Here is a 14,613-nt window from a genome sequence, read left to right on the forward strand (position 1 = left end):
TCGATGGGTCGGCTGGTGGACAGCACCGCGCCCGTCAGCGGGACGTGCCCAGGCGGCGGGCTTGATCTCGGTCTCACCGTACCGGGTGTGCCGCAAGGGAGGCGCGCCCGTGCGAACTGTGGATAACTCGTGCCGGCGAAACGGCACAAGCACGGAGAAAGCCGGACGGGAGCGCTCCGGCCGACTTCGTCGGAATCAGGACGCGGCCGACTCGTGCGCCGCGATGGCGTCTTCGAGCGACCGGTGCAGGACGAAGATCTTGGTGAGCTGGGTGACGTGGAAGACGCGCCGCACCCGGTCGTTGACGCCCATGAACGACATCGAGCCGTCCCGCGCGCGCAGCCGGTGGTAGATCCCGACCAGCACGCCGAGACCCGTGGAGTCCAGGAAGGTCACCTCGCCGAGGTCGATGACCAGATGCGAGCCGCCGTTGTCGATGATCTCGAGCAGGGCCTCCCGCAGGCGGGGGCTGGTGAAGACGTCGATCTCACCGCTGATCTTCACGACCGTGAGGCCCTTTTCGACGCGATGCTCGACGGCGAAGTCCACCGGTGCTCCTCTCTGCCGCTCGTCTCGTCAAGAGCCCTAGGGAACTTCCAGGGCTCCCGAAGGGGAACTCATTAGCTACCCTCGTCGCGCGCCGTTACGCCCGTCCGGCCGGTGACACACGTCATGGGGACCTGAACAGCGCCCACACCACCTTGCCGCGCGACAGGGCCCGCCAGCCCCACCGGACGCTGAACGACTCGACCAGGTGCAGGCCGCGCCCGGTCTCGGCGATGTAGTCGGGCTCCTTGCGGCGCGGCGCCGTCTGGCTCGCGTCCATGATCCCGCAGAGCAGCCAGGGCGCCTCGTGTCCCAGCCGCAGCCGGATCGCGGACGGCGCGGAGCCCAGCGGGTCGGCCGGGTCGCCGTACATGCCCTCGCCGTACATGCCCTCACGGTGCGCGTCGTCGCCCGGCCGCCCGCCGGCCACCCTTCCGCTGTGCCGCAGAGCGTTCGTGACGAGTTCGGAGACGACGAGGCCGACGTCGTCGGCGAGCTCGGACAGGTTCCATTCGGCGAGCCAGGAGACGGCGAAGTGCCGGGCGGCGGTGACCGACTCGGGGTCGGGTTCGACGGTGAACGAGACCGTCGGGCCGCTGAGCTCCGTCAGCGCCGTGACGGCCGTGTCGAGCAGTGGAGGCAGGTCACAGGACTCCGGGACGGGCGTCGAGCGCCCATCGTGGCCCCGTGGGTCGGCCGGCCCCGCCACAGGGCCGAGCTCCCACCGCGTGTCGTCGTGCGCATGGCGTGACGTCATTCCACCGGACCCCGCAGAGTGATCTCGTTGTGCAGCCGTGGCTCGGAAGTCTCGTGCGTTATCCTGCGCATCGTAGCGTGCGAATGCAAGGCCCAATGCACGTGCATCCGCGTCGTGAGGGTGGGGGCGACGCGGGTCGTGCGCGGGTGATCGGAGGTAACCGCAGGACACTGAGGCCAGTGGCACACTAGGTTCGCTGTCCGCCGCAATAGCCGGGAGGTTGGGCGTGACTCCAGAGACGCCGGGAAGCGGGTCGACGGTCCGTCGGATCCTGCTCGGGTCACAGCTTCGCCGTCTGCGCGAGCAGAAGGGCGTGACCCGTCAGGACGCCGGCTACGTCATCCGTGCGTCGGAGTCGAAGATCAGCCGCCTCGAGCTCGGCCGGGTCAGCTTCAAAGAACGCGACGTGGACGACCTGCTCACGTTGTACGGCGTCGGCGACAAGACGGAACGCGAGGCGCTGCTACAGCTTGCGCGGGAGGCCAACACCCCCGGTTGGTGGCACCGGTACAACGACGTGCTGCCCGGCTGGTTCCAGACCTATGTCGGCCTGGAGGAGTCGGCGGCGTTGATCCGCACATATGAACTGCAGTTCGTCCCGGGGCTGCTGCAGTCGGAGGGGTATGCGCGAGCGGTGATCCGCCTGGGCAACGCCGGAGCCGCCGAGCAAGAGATCGACCAGCGCGTGGAACTGCGCCTGCAACGTCAGGAGCGCCTCACGGGCCCGGACGCACCGCGCCTTTGGGCCGTGGTGGACGAGGGGGCGCTGCGGCGTCCCATCGGTGGTCCGGAGGTGATGCGGGGCCAGTTCGAGCACCTCATCGAGATGTCCAAGCTGCCCAACGTCACCATCCAGATCATGCCGTTCAGGTTCGGAGGACACGCCGCCGAGGGGGGCGCCTTCACGATCCTGCGTTTTCCCGAGCAGGACCTGCCGGACGTGGTTTACGTCGAGAACCTCACCGGCGCGATGTACCTGGACAAGCGCGACGACGTCGACACCTATCTGCAGGCCATGGAACGCCTGTGCGTCGACAGCGCGACCCCGGAGCGCACCGTCGAGCTTCTTGGTGATCTTCTCAGAGAGACATGATGCTCCAGACCGATTACGACAACGGGATGCCGGCCACCGAGCTCCTCGGGGCGCGATGGCTGAAGTCCCGGCGAAGCAACTCCCAGGGGAACTGTGTGGAAATCGCCGAGCTGCCCGACGGGCAGGTGGCGATGCGCAACTCCCGCCATCCCGAGGGTCCCGCCCTCATCTACACCCGCCCCGAGATAGAAGCGCTCATCCTTGGAGCCAAGGACGGCGACTTCGACCATCTGATCGCTTCGAGTAACTGAACCGCGAGCGGCCGGTCGGCACCGGTGCACCGACGTCGACCAGGTCGCCCCAACGCGACATGGGCCACCCAGGCGCGAGGGTGGCCTCTTTTTATGCCTCCGGCCGGCCCTTGCCGCCGGCTCAGCCGCAGTTGCCGTAGGCGGACATGCTGCCGTTTCCGCCGAACCGTACGCACGCGCCGGGCGCCTTCACGTACACCGGACCCGCGTACCACGCGAACGATCCGCTCTCAGGGATGGGGTTGCCCCCCTGCTTCTGGATCGACACCGACACGGACGACGCCTTACCGACGTACTTCGTCTTCATGGTGACGGCGCAGTTGTAGGTGGAGCTGTTGTAGAGCAGGTAGGCGACGCCCCCGGACACGTTCATGGAACGTTGCACGTAGTACCCGCTTCCGTGACCGCCGCTGTTGCACACCTGCTGCGGGGTGTACTTGTTGGGCGGCTCCTTGGGAGGGGTGCCGCCCCCGCCGGGGCTTCTCGTGGGCGTCGAGCCGCCCGGTTGCTGCGGCGAACCCGGCTTCTTGCTTCCGTTGGGGTTCGAGGGGTTCCTGCTCTTGCCGCCCTTCGGCTGCCCCGGCTGCGTCTTCGTCGGGTTCTGGCCGCCGGCGCCGGCGCCGTTCGCGGATCCGGAGCCGCCCTGCGCGCCCTGGTTCTGACCGGACGCCGCGGCGGCCTCGTCGTTGCGCTTGCCGTCCCCCGACCTCGTCGCGGCCCAGGCGGCACCACCCGCGATGACCACGGCGACCGCCACCGCGGCCGCGATGGGCACGGCGAGACGCCCGCGCTTCCTGCCGTCCGATCCGTGCCCGCCGGACGGGACCGGCGGCATCCCGGGCGCGGCGTGGAACTGGCCGTGCCCACCGGGCGGCGGCCCGTCGAAGGACGGCTCGTCGCCGAAGGGGGCGGGCTGCGGCGCCGTGTGGTGGCCGGCGCCCGACGGGTCGGTGGCGTGCTCGGGCGGCGGGGCCGCTCCGGGCACGCCGGACGGGGAGGCCTGCGGATCGGCCGGCCCCGGCGGCATGAACGCCTGCCGGGGCGCCGGCATCTCCGGCGGAAGCCCGGGGAAGGCGGCCGGCGGCGGGACGGAGGGCGCCGGCGAGGACGTGCCGCTGGCCGCGCCGACCAGGCGTTCCTGGGCCTCGCGGGCGGTCGGACGCTGCGCGGGGTCCTTCGCCAGGCACGCCAGGACGAGCTCGCGCATCGGGCTCGGCAGCTCGCCCAGATCCGGCTCCTCCGTCAGGATCCGGTGCATGATCTTGGCCATCTTGTCGTTGCCGAAGGCGGGACGTCCGGTGGCGGCGAACGTCATCGTCGTGCCCCAGGCGAACATGTCGGCGGCCGGGCCGATCTCGTCGTCGGTGAAGTGCTCGGGGGCCATGTAGGCGGGCGTGCCGACGTTGTGCGTCTCGTTCGCCCGGCCGAGCGCGCGTGCCACGCCGAAGTCGATGACGCGCGGGCCGTCCGGCCCCATCATCACGTTGTGGGGCTTGAAGTCGCGGTGGACGATCCCGGCCTGGTGGATCGCGGTGAGAGCGGTGAGGGTGCTGACGGCGAGCCGTTCCAGGGCGCCGCCCGTGCGGGGGCCCTCGGCCTTCACGATGTTGTGCAGGGACAGTCCGGGCACGTACTCGCTGACGATGTACGGCTGATCGCCCGCCACGTCGGCGTCGAGGACCTGCGCGGTGCAGAAGCGCGCGACGCGCTTGGCGACCTCCAGCTCGCGGACGAAGCGCGCGCGGGCCGACTCGTTCCCGGCGAGCCCGCCGTGCAGCAGCTTGATCGCGACGAACTCCTTGGGACGGGCGCCCGCGGCCTCGACCGCCGGACGGCCCAGGAAGACCGCGCCCTGTCCGCCCTCACCGAGGCGGCCCAGGATCCTGTAACCGCCCAGCTCCACCGGGTCTCCCGACCGCAGTGGCTGGGCGTCCGGCATCGTCCTGTCCGTCACACCACTCGCTCCCTGTCGCTTCCGCCTCGCAGGACCGTCCGGCAAGACTATGGCCAGACGATCGTATGCGCTGCGCAAAGCCGCTGATCACGGGCCTTGGCTGCGAAGACTTAATTGGACTATAGTCCGGTTCTGGCTGAAGGGAGATGTCGATGGATCGTCGGCCGGCCGGTGGCAGGCGCGTCGACCTGGAACTGATGCGGACGCCGCCGCCCAAGGAGCGCGCCGACGCCGCGCGCAACCGCGCGAAGGTGCTGGACGCCGCCGCCGCGCTCTTCGCGCGGCACGGGGTCGAGACGGTCACGATGGACGCCGTCGCCACCGAGGCGGGTGTGGGCAAGGGCACACTCTTCCGCCGGTTCGGGGACAAGGCCGGCCTGGCCGTGGCCCTCCTGAACGAACGCGAACGCGAGTTGCAGGACGCGATCCTGTCGGGTCCGGCTCCGCTCGGCCCTGGGGACGGTGCCGCGGCCGTCCCGGCGCCGGAGCGTCTGCACGCCTTCGCCGATGCCTACCTGGACTACGTCCTCGACCACCTCTCGCTGGTGCGCATGTCGGAGACGGCCTCGCCTGGGGCGCGATACCGCATCGGCGCCTACGGCTTCTGGCACCGGCACCTCACGATCCTGCTCGATCAGTGCGGCGACGCGGTTCCCGACGGCGAGGCCGTGGCGCACGCACTGCTCGCCGTCCTCGGCGCGGAACACCTGGCCGCCATGGTCGAGGGCGTGGGGACGGAACGCGCGCGCGCCACCGTCCACGCGTTCTTCGACATGGCGCGTAGCTAGAAAGACCCGGAAACGACGAAAGCCCCCGCATGCGGGGGCTTTCGTGCGCCTGGGCCTGCCGGGGCCAAGGCGGTGGGATGTCAGGCCGGGTCGGGCGTCCGCCGCTTTGAGCGGACCTCCGCCCGGCCGTCCGCCTTGCCCGGTGGACCCTCCTGGGCGTGATTGCGTTCCAGCTGCGCGGCGACCGCGAGGGCGCGCAACGACGTGGTCTTCACATGTTTCCGTTCGGCGGTGGAACGGGTGCGGGGAATGCTGCTCGGCACGGTTCACCTCCGTGGGTCGTGGACGTGCGTGCTACCCGGCGGGCCGGGCTTTGCACGGTAGTTGCAACCGCAAGATCCTTCCGGCTATTCCGAGTGATCGTTCCGTTTAGCGCCCGTCCGGATCCGGCCGCCGCGAGCAACGGGCCGTCAGAGGCGGCCGTCAGAGGTAGAGGCCGACGCCGTCGGGCGTCCCGTGCTTGCCGGGCCGCAGGTCGGCGGCCCGCAGGGTGGCGAGCTCGGCGGCGTCCGACGAGGCCGTGAGGCGTTCGGACTGGGCGCCTATGGCGCCGTCCAGGAGGTTGCGCATCAGGCGGCCGTTGCCGAAGGACGGGCCCCGCGGCACGTCCCGGAGCAGCAGCCGGAGGCGGGCGGGGACGTCCGCGGCCAGGGTGAGGCCCTCGCGCTCGGCGAGCCGCGTGAAGATCGCGACCAGTTCGCCCTCGGAGTAGTCGGGGAAGGACAGGCGCTTGGGCAGCCGGGATTCGAGACCGGAGTTCGCGGCCAGGAAGCCCTTCATCTCGCGTTCGTATCCGGCCACGATGACCACCAGGTCGCCGCGGTACTCCTCCATGAGCTGGACGAGCGTGGACACGGCCTCCTGGCTGTAGATGTCGCCGGCCAGCGCGTAGGCCTCGTCGATGAACAGGACGCCGCCGAGGGCCTGCTCCACTGCGGCCCGCACCCGCGGCGCCGTCTGCCCCATGTAGGGCCCGACGAGGTCGGCCCGGGAGACCTCGACGAGATGTCCGGACGACAGGAGCCCGAGCTGCGCGTACACGGCGGCGACGAGGCGGGCGACGGTCGTCTTCGCGGTGCCCGGATTGCCGGTGAAGATCATGTGGCGGGCCGGTACGCCGACCGGCTGACCGGCGGCGCGGCGGAGCTCGGCGGCGCGGGCCTCGGCGGCGAGCCGGTGCACCTCCTGTTTGACGGCGGTGAGGCCGACGAGCGCGTCGAGCTCGGCGAGCGGGTCGGTGACCGGCCGCACGCGGGTGGACCCGGTGAGGGTGTCCGGGATGTCGGACGGGAGGAGGGCCGCGAGGTCCTCGGGGGCGGGTTTGCGCAGGGCGGTGACGCGGCGCGCCTGGAGGGCGGTGGCGCGTTCGGAGAGGTTGCGCATGACGCGGGCGTTCCCGAACGAGCGGCCGCGCGGGACCCGGCGGAGCAGCTCGACGATCTTGTCGTGGGCGGCGGGGGAGGGCGACAGCCCGGCGGCCGCGGCCTGCCCGGCGAAGATCTCGACGAGCTCGGCGTCGGTGAAGTCGGGGAACCGGACGGTCAGCGGGAAGCGGGACGCGAGGCCGGGGTCGGACGTGATGAACCGCTGCATCTCGCGTTGGTATCCGGCGACGATGACGACGAGGTCGTCGCGGTTGTCCTCCATGACCTTCAGCAGCTCGGCGATGGCCTCGGGGCCGTAGTCGTCGTCCGACCCCGTCTGGGTCAGCGCGTAGGCCTCGTCGATGAACAGGACGCCGCCGATGGCGCGCTGGGCGACCTGCCGGGTCTTCACGGCCGTCTCGCCCACGTAGCGGCCCACGAGCCCGGCACGGGACGTCTCGATCATGTGCCCGGAGGTCAGTACCCCGAGGTCCTTGAGGACGCGGGCGAGCAGCCGCGCGACCACGGTCTTGCCGGTGCCGGGATTGCCGGTGAACACCATGTGCCTGGCGGGCCCCGCCGGGACGGGCAGCCCGGCGTCGCGGCGCATCTTCGTGGCCTTCGCGCCGGCGACGATGAGCTCGATCTCCTGCTTGACGGTCCCGAGACCGGTGAGCGCGGCGAGTTCGGTCATCGGGTCGTCGGCGGGTGAGTCGAACGAGGCGGGGATGTCCGGACGCTTGACGACGAGCTCTTCCCCGGGCTCCGTGCGTCCGCGGACCGATTCCACGACGATGTCGGCGAGGCGCTGGGCGAGGCGGGCGTTGCGCAGGTTCCGCACGGGCGGCGTCCGGACGAGCAGCTGACCGGCGGCGGTCAGGGCACGCTTGTGTGCGCGCGCCCCGCGGTTCTGGACGGCGCGGTTGAACAGCTCGGCGTATCCCTCCGCGGTGAACGGATGCGTTCGGACGACCTGGAACCGCAACGCGAGCCCAGGGTTGACCTCACGGATCCGTTCGTCCCCGCCGGGCTCGCACAGAGCGACGACGTGGAGGTCGTCGTGGACGTCGAGGGCACGGTGCAACTGCTCGACGATGGCCTCGCCGCTCTGCGCGTCGTGGGACATGTCGTCCAGGCCGTCGATGACCATCAGGCGCGTCCCGGCGCAGTCGCGCGCGTCGTTGTAGAGGTGCATCGTCGCGGCGGCGACCTCTTTGGCGGCGAAGAAGTCGTCGGCCAGCCACAGCGGCGGTTCGGTGATGCCGAGCCGCTGGACGAGCCGGGCGATCTCCTGGGCCGCGTCCCGCTTGCCGGTGCCGTCCGGACCGACGATCATCAGCCGGACCGGCCCGTCGCCCGCCGCGATCTCCTCCAGCGCCGCGACGACGGCGGGCTGGCCGACGAGGCCGGTCTCGACCTCGACCCGGCGGGCGCCGCGCGGGCGGGACGGGGCCTTGGAGAGGCTCGCGGCCAGCGGGTTCACCATCTTGCGGCGCGGCGTGAACAGGCGCCGGACGTCCTGCTGGAAGCCCGCGACCGGGATCCATACGGGTTCGGGGGAGTTCGCGGGACCGGGCAGCCCCTGGACGACGCCGGTGAAGCGGGTCGCCATGTCGAGCCAGCCGCGGCAGGCGTCGATGGCGCCTGCGCCCAGGGCCCGCGCCAGCCACGCCCACTCGTCGATCGACCATGTTTCGGGGTCGAACGAGCCGCGCGCGTCCTCGAACCGCCTGAGCAGCTCGCCGTACTGGTCCTCGGTGAGGACGACCGACAGCTCGGCGGGCACCTGCTTGAGCCCGGCCTGGAGCAGCAGCCGGTAGAGCAGCTCGTCAGTGCTCTCGTCGTGCGGGGCGACCTCGCGCAGGTGCTCGTGCACGGGCAGCAGCCCAGAGCACACCCATTCCAGGTAGCCGATGGGCCCGGCCAGTTCCGGCAGGACCGCCACGATCTCGTCGTCGGCCTGGGCCTCCCAGAGGTCGCGCCGCCGCTCCAGCGGATGTTCGATCCACTTGCCGGGCGGAGGGGTCTCGTACAGCCTGAGCAGCGCCTGCCGCCGCCGCTCGAACGGCTCGACGCCCGCGAAGACGGCGAGCGACTCGCGGGCCAGGGTGAGGGCGAGGTCCTGGTCGCCGGCGTCCTCGAGCCAGTCGAACGGCCGGAAGGTGCCCGACCCGGCGCTCCATTCGGCGCGCGCCTGCGCCGGGTCGAGCGGCTCGGCCAGGTACCGCCCGAAGAACTCGTGGAACAGCTTCGAGCTGGACCCCGACTGGACGGTGGCGGAGCCCGGCAGGAAGCCGAGCAGCGTCATCATCTCGGCGACGACCAGCGGGGCAGGGGTGGTCATCAGGCCGTGCTGGGCAGTGGTCAGCTTGATGCAGCGCTCGTCGCCGGCGAGCGCGTCGATCCGGTCGCGGATCTCGTCGAACAGCCCGTCCGGGACCCGCCACGGCCCCGCCGCGTAGAAGTCGAGCACGGGCTCGTCCGAGACGAGCAGTTCCAGGTGTTCCGGCAGCCGCACCGCGTTCCCTCTCAAAGCACACATCCCCGGCCGAACAGCGTAACGAGCTGGAAGCTCCCCCGGGACCGGACGAACGGGGACTCGACCAGGGGCGGTGCGCAGAACAATCGCGCATTTTTCGCTCCAGCCGCGATCTATCACGTTGTTCACCGCGCACGACCGGTCCGCTGCGGCGGCCGAACCGTTCAACTGGGTAGGTATCTGAAGATTCGGTTCGCGCCCGCCGTGGGAGACACACGTGATCACAAAGCTGCTCGTCGCCAACCGGGGCGAGATCGCCGTGCGCGCCTTCCGCGCGGCCTACGAACTCGGCATCGCCAGCGTCGCCGTCTACGCTCACGAGGACCGGCTGTCCCTGCACCGGCAGAAGGCGGACGAGGCGTACGAGATCGGCGAGCACGGCCATCCCGTCCGCGCCTACCTGGACGTGGACGGGATCGTCGAGACGGCGCTGCGGGTGGGGGCTGACGCCGTCTACCCCGGCTACGGGTTCCTGTCGGAGAGCCCGGAGCTGGCGGCGGCGTGCGAGCGCAACGGGATCACGTTCGTCGGGCCGCCGTCGCGCGTGCTGAACCTGGCGGGCAACAAGATCGAGGCGGTCGCGGCGGCGCGGCGCGCGGGCCTGCCGGTGCTGCGCTCGGCGACGCCCGAGCCGGGACGGGAACTCGCGGCGGCCGACGAGGTCGGTTTCCCCCTGTTCGTGAAGGCCGCTGCGGGCGGCGGCGGGCGCGGCCTGCGCCGCGTCGACCACCGTGAGGACCTGGAGGCCGCCGTGGACACGGCGCGCCGCGAGGCGGAGAGCGCGTTCGGCGACCCCACCGTCTTCCTTGAGCAGGCCGTGGACCGCCCCCGGCACATCGAGGTGCAGATCCTCGCCGACGGCGCCGGGCACGTCGTCCATCTGCGCGAACGTGACTGCTCGGTGCAGCGCCGCCACCAGAAGGTCGTCGAGATCGCGCCCGCGCCCCGGCTGGACGCGGATGCGGCGCGGCGGCTGTGCGAGGACGCCGTGCGGTTCGCCCAGGAGATCGGCTACGAGAACGCGGGCACGGTCGAGTTCCTCGTGGACGACCGCGGCGAGCACGTGTTCATCGAGATGAACCCGCGCATCCAGGTCGAGCACACCGTCACCGAGGAGGTCACGGGCATCGACCTGGTGCAGAGCCAGCTGCGCATCGCGGGCGGCGAGACGCTCGCCGACCTCGGCATCGCGCAGGACGAGGTGACCGTGAGCGGCTTCGCCGTGCAGTGCCGCATCACCACCGAGGACCCCGCTAACGGCTTCCGTCCCGACACCGGGAAGATCTCGGCGTACCGGTCGCCGGGCGGCGCCGGGGTGCGGCTCGACACCGGTACCGCCTACGGCGGCGCGATCGTCTCGCCGCACTTCGACTCGCTGCTGGTGAAGCTGACGTGCCGCGGCCGGACGTTCGAGGAGGCCGTGCGGCGGGCGCGCCGGGCCGTCGCCGAGTTCCGCATCCGCGGTGTCGCGTCCAACATCCCCTTCCTCCGGGCACTTCTGGAGGAGCCGGACTTCCGCGCGGGCGGCGTCACGACGTCCTACATCGCCGACCATCCCGACCTGCTCACGGCCCGTTCGAGCGGTGACCGCGCGACGCGGCTCGTCCGGTACCTGGCGGACGTCACCGTCAACAAGCCGCACGGCGACGCTCCCACCGACCTCGACCCGGCGACCAAGCTGCCTCCGCTGAACCAGGACGGACCGCTCCCTGAAGGCTCGCGTGACCGGCTACTGGCTCTCGGCGCGCGCGCGTTCGCCGAGCAACTCCGGAACCAGAACGCCTTGGCGGTCACCGACACGACGTTCCGCGACGCGCACCAGTCGCTACTCGCCACGCGAGTACGCACCTACGACCTGCTCGCCGCCGCGCCCTATCTCGCCCGTATGACCCCGCAGCTTCTCTCCGTCGAGGCATGGGGCGGCGCAACGTACGACGTCGCGCTCCGGTTCCTGGGCGAGTCTCCCTGGGACAGGCTGGCCGCGATCCGGGAGGCCGCGCCGAACCTGTGCATCCAGATGCTTCTGCGTGGCCGCAACACCGTCGGATACACGCCGTACCCCGACTCCGTGGCGCGCGCCTTCGTGAAGGAGGCGGCCAGTACGGGAGTCGACATCTTCCGCGTGTTCGACGCCCTGAACGACGTGGAGCGCATGCGTCCGGCCATCGACGCCGTTCTGCAGACCCACGCCCTGGTCGAAGGCACCCTCTGCTACACCGGTGACTTGTCGTCCCCGGACGAACGTCTTTACACCCTCGACTACTACCTGCGGCTCGCAGAGGAACTGGTCGAGGCGGGCGTCCACATCCTTTGCATCAAGGACATGGCCGGTCTGCTCCGAGCCCCGGCCGCGCGCACACTGGTCCGGGCTCTCCGCGAGCGGTTCGACCTGCCCGTCCACCTGCACACCCACGACACGGCCGGCGGTCAGATCGGCACTTACATCGCCGCCATCGAGGCGGGTGTCGACGCCGTCGACGGAGCCGCCGCACCACTCTCGGGCACCACGAGCCAGCCGCCCCTCCAGGCCATCGTGGCCGCGACCGACTTCACCGACGCCGCCACCGGGATCGACCTGGACGCGCTCACCGTGATGGAGCCGTACTGGGAGGCCGTCCGGAAGCTCTACGCACCCTTCGAGATGGGGCTCCCGTCGCCGACCGGACGGGTCTACCAGCACGAGATCCCGGGCGGGCAGCTGTCCAACCTGCGGCAGCAGGCCGTCGCGCTCGGCCTCGGCGACCGGTTCGAGGAGATCGAGCGCTGCTACGCGGCCGCGGACGCGATCCTCGGGCGGCTCGTGAAGGTCACCCCGTCCAGCAAGGTCGTCGGCGACCTGGCCCTGCACCTCGTCGCGGCGGGCGCCGACCCGGACGACTTCGCCGAGAACCCGGACCGCTACGACATCCCCGACAGCGTCATCGGGTTCCTCAACGGTGAACTGGGCGACCCGCCCGGCGGATGGCCCGAACCGTTCCGCACCAAGGCCCTCGCAGGACGCCAGTACACGCCCGCCCGGGCTGAACTCAACGGCGCCGAGGAGAAGGCATTGGACGGCCCAGACGTGCGTGACACGCTCGACCGTCTGCTCTTCCCCGGCCCGGCGAAGGACTACCGCGAAGCCCGCGCGGCCTACGGCGACCTGTCCGTCCTGCCCACAGGCCCGTTCCTCTACGGGCTCCACACGGGACACGAGGTCGCGTTCGACCTCGAACCCGGTGTGCGCGTCCTGGCCGGGCTGGAGGCCGTCGGCGACATCGACGAGGCGGGCGTCCGTCAGGTCATCTGCTCGGTGAACGGCCAACTCCGCACGCTGTCCGTTCGCGACAAGTCCGTCGCCTCGGACGCGCCGCCCGTCGAACGCGCCGACCCGGCCGAACCCGGCCACGTCGCCGCCCCGTTCGACGGCTCGGTGACGTTGCGCGTGGCCAAGGGCGACGAGGTCGCCGCCGGTGACGTGGTCGCCACCATCGAGGCGATGAAGATGGAGGCCGCCATCACCGCCCCGGTGGCCGGCACCGTCGCCCGCCTGGCCGTCCCCGCGGCGACCCCGGTCCAGGCCGGCGACCTCCTCCTCGTCATCCAGGACTAGTCGGAGGGCGTACCGCGTAGCCGGAGAGGGACGGTTCCAGGAGGTCGAAGGCGGTCCTCGCGGACTCGGTGAGGGCCGTCGCGATCTCGTCGTGGGTCTCGCCGTTCAGGGTCCGGCGGAGGGTCTCCTGGAACAGGACGCGGTGGACTCCGCCCAGTTGCGCGGCGACGATGCGGGGGAGGACGTCGTCCGGTCCTTTGCCGGTCTCCGCGGCCAGGACCGCGGCGAGGGCGTCCTCCCGCTCCTCATGGAACTCGCGGAGCCGCGCGACCAGCGCCGGGCTCTCGACGATCATGCGCGCGAAGCCGGGGCCCGAGAAGCCGATCACGGCGTCGTGCTTGGCGACCGCCTGCAGGAACCCGCGGCGGAGTGCGGCCAGCGCCGACTCGCCCGGCTCCCGCTCGGCGACCGTCCGGGCGAGCAGGGCGACGAACACCTCGTGCAGGTCGAGCGCCAGGTCCTCCTTGCGCGGGAAGTAGTTGGTGACCGTCATCTTCGCGACCTGCGCCGCCGCCGCGACGTCGGCGATCGTCACCCGGTCGAAGCCGTGCCGCATGAACAGGCGCGTCGCCTGGTGCGAGATGTTCTGCCTCGTCTGCTGCTTCTTCAGCTCACGGAGTCCCATGCGGCCATCATCTCATACCCCGACCTAAATTTCTTCTTGACATATACTTATGTCGATTCTAAGTTTATGCCGCAAGCCTGATGGGTACCGAGATCGGGTGACCCGTTCCCTCCCGGCCGGACGAGCAAAGGACACCGCCCTGAACGCCAGCCACGCGCCGAGCGCGTCCTTCCGCGCCACCGTGAACCTCGTCGACCCGATGAAGGACTACCTCTCCCGCATCGGGCGCACCGCGCTGCTCACCGCCGAGCAGGAGGTCGACCTGGCCAAGCGCATCGAGGCCGGCCTGTTCGCCCGTGAGCGCCTCGAAACCCTCGGCGACGAGCTGAGCCTCCAGGACAAGCAGGACCTGGAGTGGATCGCCGCCGACGGCCGCCGCGCCAAGGAGCACATGGTCGAGGCGAACCTGCGCCTCGTCGTGTCGCTCGCCAAGCGCTACATGGGCCACGGCCTGCCGCTGAACGACCTCGTCCAGGAGGGCAACCTCGGCCTGATCCGCGCCGTGGAGAAGTTCGAGTACCGCCGCGGCCTGAAGTTCTCCACCTACGCCGTCTGGTGGATCAAGCAGGCGATCAGCCGCGCGCTGGCCGACCAGAGCCGCACGATCCGCATCCCGGTGCACGTCGTCGAGGTGCTCAACCGGATGACGCGGGTCCGCCGGCGGATGATGCAGGACCTCGGCCGCGAGCCGACCTCGCAGGAGCTGGCCGTCGAGCTCGACGTCACGCCGGAGAAGGTCGAGTGGCTGCGGCGGCAGGCCCGCGAGCCGCTGTCCCTGCACACCCCGCTCGGCGAGGACGGCGACGGCGAGCTCGGCGACGTCATCGAGGACCCGGACGGCGGCGACCCCGCCGACGTCGTCGCGTCCTCGATGCTGCGCGGGCGCCTCGACGCCGTCCTGGAGACGCTCACCGAACGCGAGGCCGGCGTGATCTCGCTGCGGTTCGGGCTGTCCGGCGGCGAGCCCAAGACGCTCGAAGAGGTCGGCAAGGTCTACGGGGTGACGCGCGAGCGCATCCGGCAGATCGAGTCCAAGGGCATGCACAAGCTGCGCCACCCGTCCCGCCGCGAAACCCTCGCCGACCTTCTCGGCTGAGACGGGGT

The 14,613-nt window shown here is 71.0% G+C and carries 11 protein-coding genes; 5 read left to right on the forward strand and 6 right to left on the reverse strand.

Annotation, left to right across the window (positions count from 1 at the left end):
• Positions 1 to 195 precede the first annotated feature (195 nt).
• Both ACQPZP_RS07530 and ACQPZP_RS07535 read right to left on the reverse strand, forming a co-directional pair.
• A complete protein-coding gene (locus ACQPZP_RS07530) occupies positions 196 to 549 on the reverse strand; it encodes an STAS domain-containing protein (protein ID WP_433466899.1) in 354 nt (117 codons plus the stop codon).
• 121 nt (positions 550 to 670) lie between these two features.
• Positions 671 to 1,303, reverse strand: coding sequence for an ATP-binding protein (locus ACQPZP_RS07535; RefSeq protein WP_433476909.1), 633 nt, complete (start codon positions 1,301 to 1,303; stop codon positions 671 to 673).
• Positions 1,304 to 1,574: 271 nt separating this feature from the next.
• Between ACQPZP_RS07535 and ACQPZP_RS07540 the strand changes: the two genes are divergently transcribed.
• Both ACQPZP_RS07540 and ACQPZP_RS07545 read left to right on the forward strand, forming a co-directional pair.
• Positions 1,575 to 2,396: a helix-turn-helix domain-containing protein gene (locus ACQPZP_RS07540; protein ID WP_433469916.1), complete on the forward strand. Its 822-nt coding sequence runs from the start codon at positions 1,575 to 1,577 to the stop codon at positions 2,394 to 2,396.
• Positions 2,393 to 2,647, forward strand: coding sequence for a DUF397 domain-containing protein (locus ACQPZP_RS07545; RefSeq protein ID WP_433476910.1), 255 nt, complete (start codon positions 2,393 to 2,395; stop codon positions 2,645 to 2,647). The genes ACQPZP_RS07540 and ACQPZP_RS07545 overlap by 4 nt, the downstream gene beginning before the upstream one ends.
• A gap of 121 nt (positions 2,648 to 2,768) precedes the next feature.
• Here the strand turns inward: ACQPZP_RS07545 and ACQPZP_RS07550 are convergent, their stop codons facing one another.
• Positions 2,769 to 4,601 (reverse strand): serine/threonine protein kinase, encoded by a 1,833-nt coding sequence (locus tag ACQPZP_RS07550; protein WP_433476911.1) that lies wholly within the window; start codon positions 4,599 to 4,601, stop codon positions 2,769 to 2,771.
• A gap of 152 nt (positions 4,602 to 4,753) precedes the next feature.
• Between ACQPZP_RS07550 and ACQPZP_RS07555 the strand changes: the two genes are divergently transcribed.
• Positions 4,754 to 5,389: a TetR/AcrR family transcriptional regulator gene (locus ACQPZP_RS07555; RefSeq protein WP_433476912.1), complete on the forward strand. Its 636-nt coding sequence runs from the start codon at positions 4,754 to 4,756 to the stop codon at positions 5,387 to 5,389.
• Positions 5,390 to 5,469: 80 nt separating this feature from the next.
• Here ACQPZP_RS07555 and ACQPZP_RS07560 read toward each other — a convergent pair whose 3' ends face one another.
• Positions 5,470 to 5,652: a hypothetical protein gene (locus tag ACQPZP_RS07560; RefSeq protein ID WP_433476913.1), complete on the reverse strand. Its 183-nt coding sequence runs from the start codon at positions 5,650 to 5,652 to the stop codon at positions 5,470 to 5,472.
• Between the two features lie 160 nt (positions 5,653 to 5,812).
• A complete protein-coding gene (locus tag ACQPZP_RS07565; RefSeq protein ID WP_433476914.1) occupies positions 5,813 to 9,286 on the reverse strand; it encodes an AAA family ATPase in 3,474 nt (1,157 codons plus the stop codon).
• 223 nt (positions 9,287 to 9,509) lie between these two features.
• On the opposite strand from ACQPZP_RS07565, the gene ACQPZP_RS07570 reads away from it, so the two are divergent.
• Positions 9,510 to 12,884: a pyruvate carboxylase gene (locus tag ACQPZP_RS07570; protein WP_433476915.1), complete on the forward strand. Its 3,375-nt coding sequence runs from the start codon at positions 9,510 to 9,512 to the stop codon at positions 12,882 to 12,884.
• On the opposite strand, the gene ACQPZP_RS07575 is transcribed toward ACQPZP_RS07570, so the two are convergent.
• Positions 12,871 to 13,509 (reverse strand): TetR/AcrR family transcriptional regulator, encoded by a 639-nt coding sequence (locus tag ACQPZP_RS07575; RefSeq protein ID WP_433476916.1) that lies wholly within the window; start codon positions 13,507 to 13,509, stop codon positions 12,871 to 12,873. The genes ACQPZP_RS07570 and ACQPZP_RS07575 overlap by 14 nt on opposite strands.
• Before the next feature lie 97 nt (positions 13,510 to 13,606).
• On the opposite strand from ACQPZP_RS07575, the gene ACQPZP_RS07580 reads away from it, so the two are divergent.
• Positions 13,607 to 14,605 carry an RNA polymerase sigma factor gene (locus ACQPZP_RS07580; RefSeq protein WP_433476917.1) on the forward strand — a complete coding sequence of 333 codons (999 nt, stop codon included), beginning with the start codon at positions 13,607 to 13,609 and terminating at the stop codon, positions 14,603 to 14,605.
• Positions 14,606 to 14,613: the final 8 nt, after the last annotated feature.

The organism is Spirillospora sp. CA-142024 (genome assembly GCF_050942325.1).
In the GTDB taxonomy this organism is placed as follows: domain Bacteria; phylum Actinomycetota; class Actinomycetes; order Streptosporangiales; family Streptosporangiaceae; genus Spirillospora.

Bases quoted from the DNA above. Each gene is read 5' to 3' on its own strand.
- ACQPZP_RS07535 (WP_433476909.1), bottom strand. From the start codon at position 1,303: ATGACGTCACGCCATGCGCACGACGACACGCGGTGGGAGCTCGGCCCT.
- ACQPZP_RS07545 (WP_433476910.1), top strand. From the start codon at position 2,393: ATGATGCTCCAGACCGATTACGACAACGGGATGCCGGCCACCGAGCTC.
- ACQPZP_RS07555 (WP_433476912.1), top strand. From the start codon at position 4,754: ATGGATCGTCGGCCGGCCGGTGGCAGGCGCGTCGACCTGGAACTGATG.
- ACQPZP_RS07575 (WP_433476916.1), bottom strand. From the start codon at position 13,509: ATGGGACTCCGTGAGCTGAAGAAGCAGCAGACGAGGCAGAACATCTCG.